Here is a 17,967-nt window from a genome sequence, read left to right on the forward strand (position 1 = left end):
CCGGACGATTTCTCGTCATGCTACGCCAGCGTTACGCGCGGCTACGTCCCCGTCCACAGCCTGTGGACCCGTCTCCCGGCCGCCCCGCGGGGCCGGGGCCGTCCCGGTGCCGGTCGCGGGCCTCGCGCAGGACGGCGACGTCGTCACGGCCCGGGGGCGGCGGGGGCGCCTCGCCGAGCCGGGCCGCCCGGTAGAGGTCGATCATGTGCTGGTGCAGGGCGTTCATGCCTGCCACCCTCCGCCCGCCCGGTCACCGGCGCACCGCCGATTGACGAGGCCCGTCAAATGGCGCGAGGACCGCCGCCGGACCCCTCACCATGGGGACGTGAGCGTGATCATCGACATCACGGGCGTGCCGCCCGAGCGCATCGTCTTCGAGCCGTCACCCCTCGCCGAGCTGGGCGTGGCGCTGCACGCGCTGGCCGAACCCGGCCACCACCCGGGGCTGCACGGCTGGGCGACCGCCACCGCCGCCGCCCTCAAACCGGACCTGGCCGACCGGCTGCACGAGGCGGACTTCCTCTGGACGACCGCGTTCTCCGACATCCTCATGCCGTACGCGGGCATCCGCGGCGGCGACGGGCGCACCGGCGCGACGCTCGCGGAGGAGCTGGACCTGCTGGACCGGCTGGACGAGGACCGGTTCGTGGCGGCCGCGCTGGAGTTCACCTGTTCCGAGCAGTACGCGGCGGCGGGCGGCCCGCCGCGTCCCGGGCGGGCGCTGGAGCTGGCCGCCAGCCGCGGGCCCCGGCAGCTGGACTTCACGCGCCGCATGCTCGCCGACCCGGCGGGCGTACGGGCCTGGCTGCGCCGGCTGTTCGAGGACTGCGACCGGGCGTTCTTCGCGGACACCTGGCGCCGGGTCGCGCCCGGCCTCGCCGCCGACGCCCGCCACAAGACGGAGCTGCTGCGCCGCAAGGGCCTGCCGGAGACGCTGCGCGCGGTGTCGCCCGCCGTGGCGCTGGAGGTCTCGCAGGACGGTGCCCGGCAGCGCATCGAGGTGGACAAGCTCGCCAACGGCCGGACCAGCGCCGCGGACCCGGCCGTCGGGGCGGGCGTGACGTTCGTGCCGACCAGTTTCGGCTGGCCGCACCTGATGGTGCTGCACGCCCCGGGCTGGCGCCCCGTCGTGCACTATCCGGTCGGCGCCCCCGAGCTGCCGAGCCCCGCCTCGGTGGAGCTGCTGCAACGGCGCATGGACGCGCTGGCCCACCCGATGCGGATGCGCTTGTGCCGGCACCTGGCGCGCTCGGCGTACACGACGGGCGAGCTGGCGGAGACGTACGGCATCACCCCGCCGGAGGTCTCGCGCCACCTGGCGGTGCTGAAGAAGGCGTCCCTGATCACCACCCGCCGGCGCGGCCGGTACGTCCTCCACCAGCTGGACGTGGCGGCGGTGGCGCGCATCGGCAGCGACTTCCTGGAGACGGTGCTGCGCTGACGGCCGTCCGGCGCCCGGCGCAGGGGCGGTCAGGCCGCGCCGCCCCCGGCCCGGACGAGGCCCGTCTCGTACGCCAGGACCACCACCTGCACGCGGTCCCGCAGCGCCAGCTTGGTGAGGATGCGGCCCACGTGGGTCTTGACCGTGGCCTCGGAGAGGACCAGCCGGGCGGCGATCTCGCCGTTCGACAGGCCCTGGGCGACCAGCATCATGACCTCGCGCTCCCGCTCGGTCAGCTTCTCCAGCGTCTTGTCGCGCGGCTCGGTGCCGGTCGCGGGCAGCATCGGCGAGAAGCGGTCCAGGAGACGGCGGGTGGTGGACGGCGCGACGACCGCGTCGCCGCTGTGCACGGAGCGGATCGCGCTGAGCAGCTCGCCGGGCGGCACGTCCTTCAGCATGAAGCCGCTGGCGCCCGCCTTGAGCCCGGAGAACGCGTACTCGTCGAGGTCGAAGGTGGTGAGGATCAGCACCTTGGGCGCCTGCGGCCCGGCGCAGATGCGGCGGGTCGCCTCCACGCCGTCGAGCCGGGGCATGCGCACGTCCATGAGGACGACGTCGACCGCGGTGGAGCGCAGGACGTCGATGGCCTCGGCCCCGTCGCCCGCCTCCGCGACGACCTCCATGTCCGGCTGGGCGGCGAGCACCATGCGGAAGCCGGTCCGCAGCAGGACCTGGTCGTCGACGAGCATCACGCGGATGGACATGCGGTTCCTCGGTTCCTCAGGAGGCGATGGGCGGGGCGATGGCGGATCGGTGGCCTGGTCAGTGGGCGGGCTTGAGCGGGAGCAGGGCGCTGACCCGGAAGCCGCCGCCCGGCCGGGGCCCGGCGTCCAGGGTGCCGCCGACCATACCGACCCGCTCCCGCATGCCGATCAGGCCGTGGCCCCGGCCGTCGGCGCCCCCGTCCTCGTACAGTTCGTGCGCCGCGCCGCGCCCGTCGTCCTCGACGAGCAGCCCGAGGCCGTCGTCGAAGTACACCAGCCGCACGCTCGCCCCCGCGTCGGGGCCGCCGTGCTTGCGGGTGTTGGTCAGCGCCTCCTGGACGATGCGGTACGCGGTGAGTTCGACGCCGCTGGGCAGCGGGCGCGGGGTGCCCTCGACCCTGAAGTCGACGGTCAGACCGGCGGTACGGACCTGTTCGACGAGGTCCTCGATCTGCTGGACGTCGGGCTGGGGCACGTAGTCCTCGGAGTCCTGCGGCTCACCGGTGCGCAGGATGCCCAGCAGCCGGCGCATCTCGGCGAGCGCCTGGCGGCCGGTGGTCGAGATGGTCTCCAGGGCCTGTTTCGCCTGGTCGGGCGAGGCGTCGAGGACGTAGGCGGCGCCGTCGGCCTGGACGACCATGACGGACACGTTGTGCGCGACGACGTCGTGCAGCTCCCGGGCGATGCGGGCGCGCTCGGCGGCGACGGCGACCTTGGACTGGGCCTCCCGCTCGCGTTCCAGGCGGGAGGCGCGCTCCTCCAGCTGCGCGAAGTAGGCGCGGCGGGTGCGCATCGAGTCGCCGAGCACCCAGGCGAGGACGAACGGCACGATCATCACGACGGTGATGAAGACCGTGCCGGCGGTGGAGATGTTCGGCTCCGGCCACCGCAGCTGCGCGAGCGGCGCCGCGCACAGGCCGCCGACGAGCGCGAACCGCCGCGCCCAGCGCGAGCCGTCGCTCTGCGCCGCGACCGTGTAGATCACGACGAGCATGGCGAAGTCGGCCGGGTTGACCTGGATGTCGAGGGCCAGCTGGGCGACGCCCAGGACCGCGGTGAGCAGCAGCGCCTTCTCGGGCGCGCGGCGGCGCAGTGCCAGGGCGAGGCAGAGCAGCAGCACGATCCCCGCGGCCAGGAGGCGCGGTTCGGCACCTTCCGGGGCCTGGACCACCCACAGCGAGGAGAACCCGAGGAGCATCACAGCCCAGAAACTGTCGACGCCCGTGGGGTGTCTGCGGAGGAAGTCATAGAGACGCTGCACGTGACCCAGCGTAGGGAAACCCGATAGGTGCATGGGTCAACCGGAGGGTCGATCCAGGGGGCGGAGGCGTACTCCCCAAGGTGGAGACTGGTGCCCGTGAATGATGAGACGTGTCAACGCGGCCCGTCGCGGGGCGGTCAGTGGCGCGGCTGGCGGACGGCGACCGAGGCGGCTCTGTACGGGCCGGACGGCTTCTACCTGCGGCCCGAGGGGCCGGCGGGCCACTTCCGCACGTCCGTGCACGCCTCGCCGCTGTTCGCCGGGGCGGTGACCCGGCTCCTGGCGGAGGTCGCGCGGGAGCTGGGCACCGACGACATCGCCCTGGTCGACATGGGCGCCGGCCGGGGCGAACTGCTCGGCGGGGTGCTGGCCGCCGCGCCCGCGGGGCTTCGCGTACGGGCGTACGCCGTCGAGCGCGCCGCCCGGCCCGAGGGCCTCGACCCGCGCATCACATGGGTCGCCGAGCCGCCGGCGGGGGTGCGGGGCCTGCTGTTCGCGAACGAGTGGCTGGACAACGTGCCGGTGGACGTGGCGCAGCAGGACGAGTCGGGCACGGCCCGGTACGTGGAGGTGGCGCCCGACGGCACGGAGCGGCTGGGCGCCCCGGTGGCGGGCGCGGACGCCGCGTGGCTGGCCCGCTGGTGGCCGCTGCGCGAGCCGGGGGAACGCGCCGAGATCGGCCGGCCCCGCGACGAGGCGTGGTCCCGCGCCGTCGGCACCCTCGCGGCGGGCCTCGCGGTGGCGGTCGACTACGCCCACGTGGCCGCCGCCCGCCCCCCGTTCGGCACCCTCACCGGCTTCCGCGCCGGCCGGGAGGTCCCTCCGGTACCGGACGGCTCGTGCGACATCACCGCGCACGTGGCGCTGGACGCCTGCGCGGCGGCGGGCGCGTTTGCCGCGGTACGGGCCAGCGGGGGTCCGACTGACGCGGCACCCGGCGGCGAAGGCGGGCGCGCCGGGGCCGAGCTGGTCGGGGCCGCGCCGGTCGGGGCCGAGCTGCTCACCCAGCGGGAGGCGCTCGGGCGGCTGGGGGTGAGCGGGGGGCGGCCGCCGCTCGACCTGGCCCGGACGGACCCGGCCGGATACGTACGGGCCCTCGCGCGCGCCGGGGAGGCCGCCGAGCTGACGGCGCGGGGCGGGCTCGGGGACTTCACCTGGCTGCTCCAGCGCGTGCCCGGGGAGGGATACTGTCCGGCATGACGGAGACCACGGTCGGCATCGGCGGTGCCGCGGAGAGCACCGACATGGTGCTGAACATCGGACCCCAGCACCCCTCCACGCACGGCGTGCTGCGCCTCCGCCTCGTCCTGGACGGCGAGGTGATCCGGCACGCCGAGCCGGTCGTCGGCTACATGCACCGCGGCGCGGAGAAGTTGTTCGAGGCGCGCGACTACCGCCAGATCATCATGCTGGCGAACCGCCACGACTGGCTGTCGGCGTTCTCCAACGAGCTCGGCGTGGTCATGGCCGTCGAGCGGATGCTCGGCATGGAGGTTCCGGAGCGTGCCGTCTGGACCCGCACCCTGCTCGCCGAGCTGAACCGGGTCCTCAACCACTTGATGTTCCTCGGCTCGTACCCCCTGGAGCTGGGCGGGATCACCCCGATCTTCCACGCCTTCCGGGAGCGGGAGGACCTCCAGCACGTGATGGAGGAGGTCTCGGGCGGCCGGATGCACTACATGTTCAACCGGGTCGGCGGCCTCAAGGAGGACCTCCCGGCCGGCTGGCTGGGCCGGGCCCGGGCCGCGGTGGCCGAGGTCCGCTCCCGCATGGACGTGTACGACCGGCTCGTCCTCGGCAACGAAATCTTCCGGGGCCGTACGCGCGGAGTGGGCGTGCTGTCGCAGGAGATCGTGCACGCGTACGGCGTGAGCGGCCCGATCGCCCGCGCCTCCGGCGTCGACTTCGACCTGCGCCGTGACGAGCCCTACCTGGCGTACGGGGACCTCCAGGAGGTCCTGGAGGTCGTCACCCGCACCGAGGGCGACTGCCTGGCCCGGTTCGAGTGCCTGCTGGCTCAGACGCACAACGCGCTGGACCTCGCGGACGCCTGCCTGGACCGGATCGCGGACCTGCCGCCCGGCCCGATCAACCAGCGGCTGCCGAAGGTCCTCAAGGCACCCGAGGGGCACACGTACGCCTGGACCGAGAACCCGCTGGGGCTCAACGGCTACTACCTGGTCTCCAAGGGCGAGAAGACGCCCTACCGGCTCAAGCTCCGCTCGGCGTCCTACAACAACATCCAGGCGCTGGTGGAGCTGCTGCCCGGGACGCTGGTCGCCGACATGGTGGCGATCCTCGGGTCGTTCTTCTTCGTCGTCGGCGACATCGACAAGTAGACCCACGACGCCCCGCGGCCGGTCGGGACTGCGTCGCTACGACACCGCGTCGCGCCGCAGCTCCACCACGTCCAGCTGCTCGGTCTCGTCGTGGGCGGTCAGGTCGATGACCTTGCCGACCGCGCGGTCCTCGCGGCGGCGTACGGCGAGGGCCTCCTCACCCACCACGTCCGCGAGGTCCTCGTCCTGTACGGCCTCGATGGCCGCGGGCGTCTTCTGGGCGCCGAAGAAGTCGAAGCCGCCCTGGAGACGCGGCGCCCGGCGGCGCTGCTCGCTCGCGGGCACGACGGCGGAGGCGGGCGGCACCGGGCGCATCGCGGAGGCGCCGTGCGCGGAGGAGGTGGCGGCCGCCGGGCGGTCGTGCTGCCGCTCGGCGCCCGCCGCGTGCTTCCCCTGCGGCTCGTCGGCCTCCGCTTCCCGCGCCCGCTCGGCCAGGTCGCGACGCCGGGCCTCCTCGGTGGTGCGCCGGGCCTCCTGCTCGGCGGCGCTGCGCGTGAGGTTCTCCAGCGCCCTGGCGGCCTGGAGGTAGGTGGCGGGGGTGGGCGTGGAACTCCCCGCGGGCAGCGCCCGGGTGGGGGCGGCGGCCTCCAGGGCGAGCTGCCGGCGGCCCTCCAGGGCGCTGGCGCGCTCGGTCTCGGCGGTGGCGTACCGGCGGAGCAGCTCGGCGTGCTCGTTGCGCAGCGCCGCCAGCTCGACCCGCTTGGCGCGCAGCCTGGCGTCGAGCTTGGCGCGCAGCTCGCGGGACTCCTCCAGGTCGGTCTCCAGCTCGGCCATGCGCTCTTCGGTACGCCACTGGTCGCCGGCCCGGGCCCGGGTGAGTTCGGCGACGCGGCGGCCGGCCGCGCGGTCCCAACTGCGCATCAGAACAGCGCCGGTGACGGCGGACGCCGCCGCCGCGGCCACCAGGATGCGCAGCACGAGTGGATCGGCGAGGAGCCAGGAGCCACCGGCGCACAGGACGGCCGCTCCGGCTACCGCGGAAGGGGGCAGAAGCCGGTGCAGGGGTGGCGAATGGCGGTGGCGTCCACGTGGCATGGCCTGAAATTTACCGTGCGTAGGTGCCGTATGGGGAAGTCGGCCCGGCAATGTTTCGGCCCTGTGATGCGAACCGGCCGGTCAACCGCCCGACTTTCCCTTCGCCTTCTCGCCCGGTGCCCCGGTGATGTGTACCGGGTGCCCGCCGGCCCCGATCCCGATCCGGACCCGAACCCGAACCCGAAGCCGATCCCGAAGCCGAACCCGCCCCGGCGGTTACTTCCCGATCAGTCCCTTGGACTCCAGGTAAGCCTTGGCCACGTCCGCCGGTTTCGCCCGCTCGGCGTCGACCTTCTTGTTCAACTCCACCAGGTCCTCGGTGGTGAGGGTCTTGGTGATCTTGTTGAGGGCCGTGGCGACCTCCGCCGATCCGGCGTCCTTCGCGTGGACGACCGGCAGCACGTTGTCGGCGTTCTGGAGCTTCTTGTCGTCCTCCAGCAGCACCAGCCCGAAGGCGTCCAGCGTCGCGTCGGTCGTGGTCGTGAGGACGAGCTGGTCGGTGCCGTCCTTCACGGCCTGCTTGGCCTGGGTCGTCCCCACGCCCTTGGGGTCGATGCCCGCCACGTCGACGCCGTACGTCTTCTTCAGCCCCGGCGCGCAGAACGGCCGTATCTCGCATTCGTCCCCGGCCGCGATCTTCACCTTCAGCCCGGAAGCGCCAAGGTCCGAAAGCGTCTTGAGCTTGTTCTTCTCGGCGAATTCCCTGGTCACGGCGAAGGCGTTCTGATCGACCGCCTCACCGGCCGGGAGCACCTTCAGTCCGCGAGGCCCGGCGAGCTTCTCCAGCGCGGTGACGGTGGCGGTGACATCACTGGAGGCGACCGGCTTCTCCTCGACCGCCTTCGGGCCGTTCACCTTGGCGTTCAGGAATTCCGCCAGCGTGGCCGCGTATTCCGGGACGACGTCGATCTCGCCCTTCTCGAGGGCCGGTTCGTACAGCTCGCGGTTCTCCACGGTCTTGATGGACGTGGCGAATCCGGCGTCCTTCAGCACCTGCGCGTACAGCTCGGCGAGCACATTGGCCTCGGTGAATCCCGCCGACCCGACGACCAGCGTGCCCTTGCCGCCACCACCGGACGACGAGGTGTCCGACCCGCCCCGCTCCTCCAGGCTCTGGCCGCCCCCGCAGGCCGCCAGCCCGCCGGTGAGGGCCACCACGCCCAGTACCGCACCCGCCATCGCCGAGTTCCTGCTCATCACGTCTCCTGTCCGGTCCCGCTGCTTGCCCGTGTTCGTCGTCCGGCCGTTCATCGATCAGTGGGCGCGCCGGGTCGCCCGCATCGGGTCGCACACCCGGCCCGCCACCACCAGGAGGCCCTCGGCCAGCAGGGCGAGCACGCCGACCACCAGCGCCCCCGCGACCACCTGCGCGGTGTCGTCCGTGTTGAAACCGGCGGTGATGATCCGGCCCAGTCCACCCCCGCCGGCCATCGCCGCGAGCGTCGCGGTGGCGATCACCTGCACGGTCGCCGTCCGCAGACCCGTCATCACCAGGGGGTACGCGAGGGGCAGCTCCACCCGGCGGAACACCTGGCCGCCGGACATCCCCATCCCGCGAGCCGCCTCGACGACCGCCCGGTCCACCTCACGCATCCCCACATACGCGTTGGTGAGCAGCGGCGGCACGGCGAACAGCACGAGCGCGATGATCGTCGGGAGGTCGCCGTGCCTGCCCAGCGGGGTGAGCGTCAGCAGCACCAGCACCGCCAGCGTGGGCACCGCCCGTCCCACGTTGGAGACGTTGACCGCGAGCGCGCCGCCCCGCCCGATGTGGCCGAGCCACAGCGCGAGCGGCAGGGCGAGCAAGCACGACACGGCCAGGCACACGCCGCTGAACCACAGGTGCTCGGCGAGCCGGTGCCAGACCCCGCTCTCGCCCTGCCAGTTCGCCCCGGTCGTCAGCCACGTCCAGGCATCGGTCACCGCGCCCATCGCTCACCCCGCCCCGCGTATGAGTGTGCCGGGGGTGCGGGCCGGCCGGGTCCAGGGCGTCAGCAGCCTCTGCAGCCAGAGCAGCAGCAGGTCGGCCGTGACCGCGAGCAGCACGCACAGCAGCGAGGCGGTCAGCACCTGCGCCTTGAAGAAGCTCTTCAGCCCGGTAGTGATCAGGGTGCCCAGGCCGCCGTAGTCCACGAGCGCGCCGACCGTCGTCAGCGCGACCGTCGACACGGTGGCCATCCGCACGCCGGCCATCACCGCGGGCAGCGCCAGCGGCAGTTCGACCTCCCACAGCAGCCGCCCCGGGCCGTACCCCATCCCGCGCGCCGCCTCCCTCGCCTCCTCGGGCACCGCGGCCAGCCCGGCCAGGATGTTCCGCACGAGGATGGTCAGCGAATACAGCACGAGACCGGTCACCACGAGGGCGGCCGACAGGCCGAAGAGCGGCAGCAGCAGGGAGAACATCGCCAGCGACGGGATCGCGTACAGCACGGTGGTCAGCCCGAGGACGGGCGCCGCGAGCCGGGGCCGGGCGCGGACCAGCAGCGCGAGCGGGAAGGCGACGGCGAGCCCGATCAGCACCGACGCGGCGGTGATCCACACGTGCTGGAGGGTCGCCTCGGTCAACTCCTGGGCGCGGGAGCGGACGTACTCCCCGCAGATCCAGTCGTTGGCCGCCAGGCATCCGGCAGCGCTCGTCACGGTACTCACCCGCCCCCCTGCGTACGGCCTCTCGTCCGGCCCGGTGTCCGTCCGGCCCGGTGTTCGATCCGACAACGACCCTAACCCCCACCACCGACAATCACCGATCGTCACCACAGCCTGGCAACACGGCCTTCACACGCGGCACGGCCACAGGCCGCCCGCGACCGGCCACAATGGAACGCATGATCCGATTCGAGCGCGTCACCAAGCGGTACGCGGACGGCACGACCGCCGTCGACGACCTGTCGTTCGAGGTGGCCGAGGGTGAACTGGTCACGCTCGTCGGACCGTCCGGCTGCGGCAAGACCACCACGATGAAGATGGTCAACCGGCTGATCGAGCCGACCGAGGGCCGGATATTCCTCGACGGCCGGGACATAGCGGACGCCGACCCGGTCGAGCTGCGGCGGCGGATCGGCTACGTCATCCAGCAGGTCGGCCTCTTCCCGCACAAGACGGTCCTGGAGAACACCGCCACCGTCCCCCACCTGCTCGGCGTCAAACGCGCCACCGCCCGCGCCCGCGCCGCCGAACTCCTCGCCCTCGTCGGGCTCGACCCGTCCGTCCACGGCGACCGCTACCCAGAGCAGTTGTCCGGCGGGCAGCGCCAGCGCGTGGGGGTCGCCCGCGCGCTCGCCGCCGACCCGCCCGTCCTGCTGATGGACGAGCCGTTCGGCGCGGTCGACCCGGTCGTGCGGGAGCACCTGCAGAACGAGTTCCTCAAGCTCCAGTCGGAGGTGCGCAAGACGGTCCTGTTCGTCACCCACGACATCGAGGAGGCCGTCCGGCTCGGTGACCGCATCGCCGTCTACGGCCAGGGCAGGATCGAGCAGTTCGACGCGCCGGCCACCGTGCTGGGCGCCCCGGCGACCCCGTACGTGGCCGACTTCGTCGGCGCGGACCGCGGCCTCAAGCGGCTGTCGGTCACCCCGGTCGAGGCGGGCGACCTGGAACAGCCGCCGGTGGTGCACCTGGACGACGCGCTGCCCCGCGACCTGGGCTCACGCTGGGCGGTCGTCCTGGACGGCGAGGACAACCTGCACGGCTGGATCTCGGCGGAGAGCGCCGCCCGCGGTGGGACGGTGCGGGAGCACGCCCGGCGCATGGAGGCCTGGCTGCCGGTGGGCGCCTCGCTCAAGCAGGCGTTCGCGACGATGCTCCAGCACGACGCGGGGTGGATCGCCGTCGTCGACGCCGACGAACGGGGGCGCTTCCTCGGTGTGCTGACCCCCGCCCGGCTGCACGAGGCGCTGCGCCGTTCGATCGACGCGGACGCCCGGGACCGCCCGCGTGCCGAGGTCGACCTGGAGACCATCGGCGGGTGAGCGGGTGAAGGAGGTCAGGCGGCGCTGAGCCGGCCGCTCATCCAGACCAGGGCCGGCGGGATCTCCCGGTTCCAGGTGTTGAAGTTGTGCCCTCCGCTGTCGAGCGTGATGGAGGAGACGCGCGCGGGCGACTTCACCTTCTCGATGAAGGAGAGCGTCCCCTTGAGGTTCCCCTCGCCCTTGCGGGAGGTGGTGACGAGGAACGACGACCGACCCTGCGACAGGTGGTCCAGGCTCCACAGCAGGTCGGCCCGCTCGCGCAGACGCCGGTCGCCCTGGAACAGGTCGCCGGTGGTGATGTCCTCGGCGGCCTTGTAGTACGCGGACAGGCCCGCCCCGGCCGCGTACTGCCCGGGGTGGTGCATCGCGATCTTCAGGGCGCAGTAGCCGCCGGTCGAGTTGCCGATGAACCCCCAGTTCCGGGGTGCGGTGCCGACGCGATAGGTCTCGGAGACCGCCTTCGGCAGGTCCTTGGCGAAGAACGTCTCCGTCTGCGGGCCGCCGGGGACGTCGACGCACTCGGTGTCGCGCGGCGGGGCGACGGTCGGGCGCATCATCACCAGGACCATCGGCTGCATCTTCTTGTTCTTCGCCTGCTCGTAGGCGGTCCGGGGGTACTTGAGCCCCTTGAGCAGGTTCTCGGCGGTGCCCGGGTAGCCGGTCAGCACCACGGCGGCCGGGAAGGTCTTCTTCGCGTACGCCGACTGGAAGTACTCCGGCGGCAGGTAGACGTACGCGGGGCTGTCGATCCTGGACGTCTCCCCGGCGATGACGACCTTCTGGATCTGCCCGCCCACCGCCGGCCGGCCCCCTCCGGGCACGCCCTCCAGCTTCTGTCTGCCCACCACCTTGATGTCCTTGCCGCCCGCCGAGTGGTCGACGACCACCCCCAGCTCCTGCTCCTGTCCGAACAGGTCGGCCCAGGAGCCGTAGAAGAGGAAGTAGTTGTTGGCGGCGAGGCCGACGGAGGCGAACAGCGCCACCTGGGTCGCCAGCAGCAGACCTATCCGGCCGAGCACGGTCCGCCAGCCGCCGCGCGCCAGCCGGGGCCACAGCCAGACCGTGACGGCGAACAGCACCACGGCCAGCAGGGCGGCCAGCGCCAGGACTTTGTTGCTGGTGAGACCCATGAGTCGCTCAAGCCTTCTTGTCGAGATTTTCCGGGGAGGGAGTGAACCCGCCCCCCGCGAGCCCCGTCCTAGAGAGCGCGAATCGTCCGGGCCGAAGCGATCACGGCCGATGGGGACACAACGAATCTTTGCGGAGCCTTGGGAAGCGATGTCTGTCACGGTAGATGGGGATAAGTCGGAATCGGTTCCGAGCCGGATACGCCGGGTCCTGCGCGGGCCACGCGCCGAGAAGGTGCCCGCGCTGGTCGGCACGGCCTGCGCGTTCATCGGTCTGATCGACATCGCCGCGGGCGTCTTCCCGCGCTTCCGCGCCAGCCGGATGCACGCCCTCGCCGAGGTGCTGCCCGGCACCCTGGGCCCGCTCTCCGCGGCCCTCTCCCTGGGGGTCGGCGTCCTGCTGCTCCTCCTCGCCCACGGCCTCAAGCGCCACAAGCGCCGCGCCTGGCGGGCCGCCGTGATCCTCCTCCCGGTCGGCGCCGTCGCCCAGTTCGTCTACCGCCACTCCGTCATCGGCGTGCTCTTCTCGCTGGTGCTCCTGGCGCTGCTGCTCGCCCATCGCGGCGAGTTCGCGGCCCTGCCCGACCCGCGCAGCCGCTGGAAGGCACTGGCCAACTTCGTCCTCATGGGCGCCGGATCCATCGCGCTCGGCCTCGTCATCGTCAGCGCCCACCCCGGCCGCGTCGTCGGCAGCCCCGGCCTCAGCGACCGGCTGGAGCACGTCCTCTACGGCCTGTTCGGCGTCGAGGGCCCCGTCGGCTACCGCGGCGGCGTCGACTGGACCGTCGGGTACTCGCTCGGCGCCCTCGGCCTGCTCACCGCCATCACCACCATCTACCTGGCCTTCCGCCCCGAGCACCCGGTCGCCCGGCTCACCGGGGACGACGAGGCCCGGCTGCGCGCCCTGCTCGACAAGCACGGCGGCCGCGACTCGCTCGGCCACTTCGCGCTCCGCCGCGACAAGGGCGTCGTCTTCTCCCCCAGCGGCAAGGCCGCCGTCTGCTACCGCGTCGTCTCCGGAGTGATGCTCGCCAGCGGCGACCCCATCGGCGACGTCGAGGCCTGGCCCGGCGCCATCGAACGCTTCATGGACGAGGCCAAGGCGCACTCCTGGACCCCCGCCGTCATGGGCTGCTCCGAGACCGGCGGCGAGGTCTGGACCCGCGAGACCGGCCTCGACGCACTGGAACTCGGCGACGAGGCGGTGGTGGACGTCGCGGATTTCTCCCTGACCGGGCGCGCCATGCGCAATGTGCGCCAGATGGTCAAGCGCATCGAACGCAATGGCTACCAGACCCGGGTCCGGCGCGTCCGTGACCTGTCCGACGGCGAACTGGAGCGCATCCGCCGCGCCGCCGCCGACTGGCGCGGCACCGACACCGAGCGCGGCTTCTCCATGGCGCTCGGCCGGATCGGAGACCCCGCCGACGGCGACGCGGTGATCGCCACCGCCCACAAGGCGGACGACGACTCCGACGGCTCCGCCTACGGCGACCTGAAGGCCATCATCCACTTCGTGCCCTGGGGCACCGACGGCATGTCGCTGGAGCTGATGCGCCGCGACCGCTCCGCCGACCCCGGCATGAACGAACTCCTCATCGTCGCCGCCCTCCAGGCCTCACCCAAGCTCGGCATCGAACGGGTCTCGCTGAACTTCGCGATGTTCCGCTCCGCCCTGGCCCGCGGCGAGAAGCTCGGCGCCGGCCCGGTCCTGCGGGTCTGGCGCGGCCTTCTGGTGTTCCTCTCCCGCTGGTTCCAGATCGAGTCGCTGTACAAGTTCAACGCCAAGTTCCAGCCCCGCTGGGAACCCCGCTTCGTGGTCTACCGCAACGCCCGCGACCTGCCGCGCATCGGATTCGCCGCCATGCAGGCCGAAGGCTTCGTGAACCTGGCCCCGCCGCGCCCCTTCCGCCGCCGCTCCGCCGCCAAGGCCCGCCCGTGCGCGCACATCACCCCCGCCCGCGGGGAGCACGAGATGCGCGCCGCGTGACCCGCCCCCGGGCGGCCACCGGCCCGGCCCCCGGCCCACCCCCTACGCTGGTCGCATGAGTACCTTGCGCGGACGGGGCACGGCCCGGGGCCTGCCCACGTTCGACCGCTGCGCGGTCATGGGAGTCGTCAATGTGACGCCCGACTCCTTCTCCGACGGGGGCCGCTGGTTCGACACCACGGCCGCCGTCAAGCACGGCCTGGAGCTGGTCGCCCACGGCGCGGACCTGGTGGACGTCGGCGGCGAGTCGACCCGCCCCGGCGCCACCCGGGTCGACGAGGACGAGGAGCTGCGCCGGGTCGTCCCCGTCGTACGGGGCCTCGCGGCCGAAGGAGTCGCCGTCTCGGTCGACACCATGCGCGCGTCCGTCGCCGCCCGCGCCGTCGAAGCCGGCGCGATCCTGGTCAACGACGTCAGCGGCGGCCTCGCCGACCCCGGCATGGTCCCCGCCGTCGCCGCCGCCGAGGTGCCCTTCGTCGTCATGCACTGGCGCGGCTTCAGCCAGGACATGAACCGCCTCGCCGTGTACGACGACGTCGTCGCCGAGGTCCTCGCCGAACTCCGCACCCGCATGGCGGCCGTCGTCGAGGGCGGCGTCGACCCCGAGCGCATCGTCGTCGACCCCGGCCTGGGCTTCGCCAAGGCCGCCCAGCACGACCTGGCCCTGCTGGCCCACCTCGCCGACCTGCGGGAACTCGGCCGCCCGCTGCTCGTCGCCGCCTCCCGCAAACGGTTCCTCGGCCACGTCCTGGCCGGCGAGGGCGCCGCCCCGCCACCCGCCAGGGAACGGGACGCGGCCACCGCCGCCGTCTCGGCGATCGCGGCGCACGAGGGCGCCTGGGCCGTACGGGTCCACGAGGTGCGCGCCACCGCGGACGCCGTACGGGTGGCCCGCGCCGTCGAGGCGGCCCGGTGAGCGACGCGGCACGTAACCACGCCGAGGCCGTCGAACAGGCCAACACCGCCTTCTACGAGGCGATGGAGCGCGGGGACTTCGAGGAGATCTCCGAGCTGTGGCTCGACGACTCCCACGGCGACATCTCCTGCGTCCACCCCGGCTGGCCGGTGCTCACCGGACGCGGCGAGGTCCTCCGCTCGTACGCCCTGATCATGGCCAACACCGACTACATCCAGTTCTTCCTGACCGACGTCAAGGTCTCCCTGGCCGGTGACACGGCGCTGGTCACCTGCACGGAGAACATCCTCAGCGGCGGCCCCGCCGAGGACGGCGCCGACCTCGGACCGCTGGTCGGGCAGCTGGTCGTCGCCACGAATGTGTTCCGCCGCACAGCGGACGGATGGCGGATCTGGTCTCATCACGGTTCACCCGTTCTGGCGGAAACCGGCGAGGAAGAGGCCGACGAGAACCCCTCGTGAGTGGGTAGGCGAGCCCCTGAGGAGCCCACGGGCGGGGCGTGTCAGTGCTCGCAGGTAGATTCGAGTGGTGGCAACGCGCCGTCCGCACCCGGCAGCGTGCCCGCCAGACCAACGACAGCAGGAGTGATTCGCGTGGATCGTGTCGCGCTGCGCGGCCTCAAGGCCCGCGGGCACCATGGCGTCTTCCCCCGGGAGCGCGAGGAGGGCCAGACCTTCATCGTGGACCTGGTGCTCGGCCTCGACACCCGCCCCGCCGCGGCCGACGACGACCTGGCGAAGACCGTGCACTACGGCGTCGTGGCGGAAGAGGTCGTGGACGTCGTGCAGGGGGAGCCGGTCGACCTGATCGAGACGCTCGCCGAGCGCATCGCCCAGCAGTGCCTCAAGCACGCCGGGGTCCAGGAGGTGGAGGTGGTGGTCCACAAGCCGGACGCCCCGATCACCGTGCCCTTCGACGACGTGACCATCACCATCACCCGGAGCCGCGCATGAACAAGACGCACAGCGACCCGACGGTGCAGCCGGTACCCGCCTCCGTGACGGAGCAGGTCGACGCCGCCGACATCACCCTGTCCAACCCCAAACGGGCCGTGGTGTCCCTCGGCGCCAACCTCGGCAACCGCCTCGAGACCCTCCAGGGCGCCATCGACGCCCTGGAGGACACCCCCGGCGTCCGGGTGAAGGCGGTCTCGCCGGTGTACGAGACGGAGCCCTGGGGCGTCGACCCCGGCTCCCAGCCGGCGTACTTCAACGCGGTCGTGCTCATCAAGACCACGCTGCCCCCCGCCTCCCTCCTGGAGCGGGCGCACGCCGTGGAGGAGGCCTTCCACCGGGTCCGGGACGAGCGCTGGGGCGCCCGGACCATCGACGTCGACATCGTGGCGTACGCGGACGTCGTCTCCGACGACCCCGTCCTCACCCTCCCGCACCCCCGCGCCCACGAGCGGGCCTTCGTCCTGGCCCCGTGGCACGACGTGGAGCCGGAGGCGCAGCTGCCGGGCGTCGGCCCGGTCGCCGAACTGCTGGGCGGCATCGGCCGCGAGGGCATCCTGCCGCGGGCGGACCTGGAACTGCGCCTGCCCGAGTAGCGTTGAGTGATCGGCAGGCGGTGCACGGCGACGAGATGAAGGACCACCGGTGAAGCAACTGCGGCTCAAGGTACTGGCCGGACTGTTCGCCGTCGCCGGCGTCCTCTCGTGGGGCGCCGCCCGGCTGTGGGAGTCGCTCGGCACCCTGCCCAGCGTCCCCCTGGCCGCACCGATCGTCCTCGCGGTCATCGCGGTGGTCCTGACCGCGACGGCTCTCTCCCTGCGCTCCCGGCTGCGCGCCCAGCGCGAGCGCCGCCCGGACGCCAAGGGCGTGGAGCCCATGATGGCCGCCCGCGCGGTCGTCTTCGGCCAGGCCAGCGCCCTGGTCGCGGCCCTGGTCAGCGGCATGTACGGCGGCATCGGCGTCGTCCTGCTCGCTTCGCTCGACATCCCGGCCCGCCGCGACCAGGCCATCTACGCGGGCCTCTCCGTGCTGGCCGGGATCGGGGTCATCGCCGCGGCGATCTTCCTGGAGCGGGTCTGCAAGCTCCCGGAGGACGAGGACGAGCTTCCCACCAGCAGCGCGTAGCCCCCGGGCGGGCGACGCCCCGGTCACAGCAGGGTGCCGCCCGCCACCTCCGTCCCGGCCAGGACGGCCGTCAGACGGGCGCGTACGTCCGGGGTGAGGCGCACGTGCGCGGCGGCCAGGTTCTCCTCGATGTGGGCCGGGGTGCGGCTGCCCGGGATGGGGACCACGTGCTCGTCCTGGTCCAGCAGCCAGGCCAGGGCCAGCTGCGCCGGGGTGATGCCCAGCTCCGCCGCGATGCCGCGCACGGGGGCGAAGCGGTCGTTGTTGGCCCGGTGGTTCGCCGCGTCGAACCGGGGCATGTGCTGCCGGAAGTCGCCCTCCCCCACGGTGCCGACTGTGCCGGTGAGGAAGCCCGCCCCCAGGGGCGACCAGGCGACGACGCCCACCCCCAGCTCACGCGCCACCGCCAGCAGCTCCTCGTCGGCGTGCCGCCACATCGACCACTCGGTCTGGACGGCCGACACCGGGTGCACGGCGTGCGCCGCCCGCAGCTGCCCGGCGGTGACGTTGGACAGCCCGAGGTGGCGGACCAGGCCCGCCTCGATGAGCAGGGCCACCGCGCCGACCGTGTCCTCCAGCGGGACCTGGGGGTCGGGGAAGTGCGGGTAGTACAGGTCGATCCGGTCGGTGCCCAGCTCCCGCAGGCTCGCCTCGGCGTACCCCCGGACGTGCTTCGGGTCGGCGTTGACGGCCAGCTCGCCGAAGGCGTACCCGACCGGGAAGGGGTGCGGCTCCACACCGTCCGGGAGCCGGAAACCGAACTTGGTGGCGATGACCACCTCGTCCCGCCGGCCCCGCAGCGCCCGGCCGATCAGCCGCTCGTTGTGGCCGTCCGCCCCGTAGCCGTCCGAGCTGTCGATGAGCGTCGCTCCGGCGTCCACCGCCGCGAGCAGCGCCCGCTCGGCACGCGCGTCGTCGACCTCTCCGTACACCCCGGGCGACAGCACCATGGCGCCGAAGCCGAGAGCGGACACCTGGAGGCCACCGAGCCGCCGGACGGGCAGGGGACCCGGCGGCCTGTGTGAGTTCGTCATGGGGCGAGTCTGGCCGCCCCGCTCGCGGCCGTCCACCACCCGCCCCGCCAAAGGGCGGTCCGGGAAGGGGAGTT

19 protein-coding genes are annotated in these 17,967 nt (G+C 73.0%); 10 read left to right on the forward strand and 9 right to left on the reverse strand.

Going from position 1 to position 17,967, the window contains the following annotated elements:
• Positions 1-31: 31 nt before the first annotated feature.
• The gene (locus EIZ62_RS14015; protein WP_156693019.1) at positions 32-226 is read right to left on the reverse strand and encodes a hypothetical protein; all 195 of its coding nucleotides are present in this window, start codon (positions 224-226) and stop codon (positions 32-34) included.
• Between the two features lie 105 nt (positions 227-331).
• Between EIZ62_RS14015 and EIZ62_RS14020 the strand changes: the two genes are divergently transcribed.
• The gene (locus EIZ62_RS14020; RefSeq protein ID WP_156696384.1) at positions 332-1,441 is read left to right on the forward strand and encodes a DUF5937 family protein; all 1,110 of its coding nucleotides are present in this window, start codon (positions 332-334) and stop codon (positions 1,439-1,441) included.
• Between the two features lie 29 nt (positions 1,442-1,470).
• On the opposite strand, the gene EIZ62_RS14025 is transcribed toward EIZ62_RS14020, so the two are convergent.
• A complete protein-coding gene (locus EIZ62_RS14025) occupies positions 1,471-2,145 on the reverse strand; it encodes a response regulator (protein ID WP_156693020.1) in 675 nt (224 codons plus the stop codon).
• Between the two features lie 58 nt (positions 2,146-2,203).
• Positions 2,204-3,406, reverse strand: a complete 1,203-nt coding sequence (locus EIZ62_RS14030) for a sensor histidine kinase (RefSeq protein ID WP_156693021.1) — start codon at positions 3,404-3,406, stop codon at positions 2,204-2,206.
• 90 nt (positions 3,407-3,496) lie between these two features.
• Here EIZ62_RS14030 and EIZ62_RS14035 point away from each other — a divergent pair, with 90 nt between their 5' ends.
• Positions 3,497-4,606 (forward strand): SAM-dependent methyltransferase, encoded by a 1,110-nt coding sequence (locus tag EIZ62_RS14035; RefSeq protein ID WP_244375673.1) that lies wholly within the window; start codon positions 3,497-3,499, stop codon positions 4,604-4,606.
• Positions 4,603-5,745 carry an NADH-quinone oxidoreductase subunit D gene (locus tag EIZ62_RS14040; protein WP_156693023.1) on the forward strand — a complete coding sequence of 381 codons (1,143 nt, stop codon included), beginning with the start codon at positions 4,603-4,605 and terminating at the stop codon, positions 5,743-5,745. The genes EIZ62_RS14035 and EIZ62_RS14040 overlap by 4 nt, the downstream gene beginning before the upstream one ends.
• Positions 5,746-5,781: 36 nt before the next feature.
• On the opposite strand, the gene EIZ62_RS14045 is transcribed toward EIZ62_RS14040, so the two are convergent.
• The 4 genes from EIZ62_RS14045 to EIZ62_RS14060 all read right to left on the reverse strand — a co-directional run bounded on the left by EIZ62_RS14045 (position 5,782) and on the right by EIZ62_RS14060 (position 9,420).
• Positions 5,782-6,780 carry a hypothetical protein gene (locus tag EIZ62_RS14045; RefSeq protein WP_156693024.1) on the reverse strand — a complete coding sequence of 333 codons (999 nt, stop codon included), beginning with the start codon at positions 6,778-6,780 and terminating at the stop codon, positions 5,782-5,784.
• Between the two features lie 216 nt (positions 6,781-6,996).
• Positions 6,997-7,977 carry an ABC transporter substrate-binding protein gene (locus EIZ62_RS14050; RefSeq protein ID WP_156693025.1) on the reverse strand — a complete coding sequence of 327 codons (981 nt, stop codon included), beginning with the start codon at positions 7,975-7,977 and terminating at the stop codon, positions 6,997-6,999.
• A gap of 57 nt (positions 7,978-8,034) precedes the next feature.
• The gene (locus EIZ62_RS14055) at positions 8,035-8,712 is read right to left on the reverse strand and encodes an ABC transporter permease (RefSeq protein WP_156693026.1); all 678 of its coding nucleotides are present in this window, start codon (positions 8,710-8,712) and stop codon (positions 8,035-8,037) included.
• A 3-nt stretch (positions 8,713-8,715) separates the two neighbouring features.
• Entirely contained in the window at positions 8,716-9,420 is a 705-nt protein-coding gene (locus tag EIZ62_RS14060) for an ABC transporter permease (protein WP_208827902.1), read from the reverse strand.
• Positions 9,421-9,605: 185 nt separating this feature from the next.
• Between EIZ62_RS14060 and EIZ62_RS14065 the strand changes: the two genes are divergently transcribed.
• The gene (locus EIZ62_RS14065; RefSeq protein ID WP_156693028.1) at positions 9,606-10,748 is read left to right on the forward strand and encodes an ABC transporter ATP-binding protein; all 1,143 of its coding nucleotides are present in this window, start codon (positions 9,606-9,608) and stop codon (positions 10,746-10,748) included.
• Positions 10,749-10,762: 14 nt separating this feature from the next.
• Here EIZ62_RS14065 and EIZ62_RS14070 read toward each other — a convergent pair whose 3' ends face one another.
• On the reverse strand, positions 10,763-11,878 hold the full coding sequence (locus EIZ62_RS14070) for an alpha/beta hydrolase (RefSeq protein WP_156693029.1): 1,116 nt from the start codon (positions 11,876-11,878) through the stop codon (positions 10,763-10,765).
• A 148-nt stretch (positions 11,879-12,026) separates the two neighbouring features.
• On the opposite strand from EIZ62_RS14070, the gene EIZ62_RS14075 reads away from it, so the two are divergent.
• From EIZ62_RS14075 to EIZ62_RS14100, 6 genes are all read left to right on the forward strand, one after another.
• Complete coding sequence (locus EIZ62_RS14075) at positions 12,027-13,865, forward strand: transglutaminaseTgpA domain-containing protein (RefSeq protein WP_156693030.1); 1,839 nt, start codon at positions 12,027-12,029, stop codon at positions 13,863-13,865.
• Positions 13,866-13,920: 55 nt separating this feature from the next.
• Positions 13,921-14,781, forward strand: a complete 861-nt coding sequence (gene folP / locus EIZ62_RS14080; RefSeq protein ID WP_156693031.1) for a dihydropteroate synthase — start codon at positions 13,921-13,923, stop codon at positions 14,779-14,781.
• Positions 14,778-15,242: a nuclear transport factor 2 family protein gene (locus EIZ62_RS14085; RefSeq protein ID WP_156693032.1), complete on the forward strand. Its 465-nt coding sequence runs from the start codon at positions 14,778-14,780 to the stop codon at positions 15,240-15,242. The genes folP and EIZ62_RS14085 overlap by 4 nt, the downstream gene beginning before the upstream one ends.
• A gap of 132 nt (positions 15,243-15,374) precedes the next feature.
• Positions 15,375-15,734 carry a dihydroneopterin aldolase gene (gene folB, locus EIZ62_RS14090; RefSeq protein WP_156693033.1) on the forward strand — a complete coding sequence of 120 codons (360 nt, stop codon included), beginning with the start codon at positions 15,375-15,377 and terminating at the stop codon, positions 15,732-15,734.
• Positions 15,731-16,330: a 2-amino-4-hydroxy-6-hydroxymethyldihydropteridine diphosphokinase gene (gene folK, locus EIZ62_RS14095; protein ID WP_156693034.1), complete on the forward strand. Its 600-nt coding sequence runs from the start codon at positions 15,731-15,733 to the stop codon at positions 16,328-16,330. The genes folB and folK overlap by 4 nt, the downstream gene beginning before the upstream one ends.
• Positions 16,331-16,379: 49 nt before the next feature.
• Positions 16,380-16,859, forward strand: a complete 480-nt coding sequence (locus EIZ62_RS14100) for a DUF3180 domain-containing protein (RefSeq protein ID WP_156693035.1) — start codon at positions 16,380-16,382, stop codon at positions 16,857-16,859.
• A gap of 23 nt (positions 16,860-16,882) precedes the next feature.
• On the opposite strand, the gene EIZ62_RS14105 is transcribed toward EIZ62_RS14100, so the two are convergent.
• Positions 16,883-17,893: an aldo/keto reductase gene (locus tag EIZ62_RS14105; RefSeq protein WP_156693036.1), complete on the reverse strand. Its 1,011-nt coding sequence runs from the start codon at positions 17,891-17,893 to the stop codon at positions 16,883-16,885.
• Between the last annotated feature and the right edge of the window lie 74 nt (positions 17,894-17,967).

It is taken from the genome of Streptomyces ficellus, from assembly GCF_009739905.1.
Taxonomy (GTDB): Bacteria; Actinomycetota; Actinomycetes; order Streptomycetales; family Streptomycetaceae; genus Streptomyces; species Streptomyces ficellus_A.